We start from the raw sequence: 488 nt of genomic DNA, 5'->3' as shown, positions 1-488 counted from the left end.
ACTGAAGGTGAGTTAACTTTAAATACCGATGGTAGTTATACCTTCACACCTAATGATAATTTCAACGGTGCTGTTCCTGTTATTACATATACAGTTACCGATGGTGCTGGTGACACTCAGAGTTCGACCCTAACTATTTCAGTAACTCCAGTGTCTGATCTGAGCGATGATAGTGAAACTGTCACAATAGCAGAAGATACAACCGCAACAGGTAATGTCCTCGATAACGCAGCAACTGCAGACGGTCCTTTAACTGTTACAAGCTTTACGGTTGGTGGGAATACGTACAATGCAGGTGATACGGTTACCCTTACGGAAGGTGAGTTATCTTTAAATACTGATGGTAGTTACACTTTTACACCGAATGATGATTTCAACGGTGCTGTACCCGTTATTACTTATACCGTTACAGATGGTGCTGGTGATACCGAAAGTTCTACGCTAACAATTTCAGTAACTCCAGTTTCAGATTTAAGTGATGATAATGA

The 488-nt window shown here is 40.8% G+C and carries 1 protein-coding gene; it reads left to right on the top strand.

All coding sequences use genetic code 11. The features are described from left to right. Nucleotides 1-488: tandem-95 repeat protein (locus tag H4J62_RS20020; RefSeq protein ID WP_182231384.1), on the top strand; the 488-nt coding region annotated here is incomplete at both ends.

This window comes from Colwellia sp. BRX8-5, from assembly GCF_014077325.1.
Taxonomy (GTDB): domain Bacteria; phylum Pseudomonadota; class Gammaproteobacteria; order Enterobacterales; family Alteromonadaceae; genus Colwellia_A.
The sequence above is the reverse complement of the archived record's forward strand: the minus strand, read 5'-3'. Positions and strand labels throughout refer to the sequence as shown.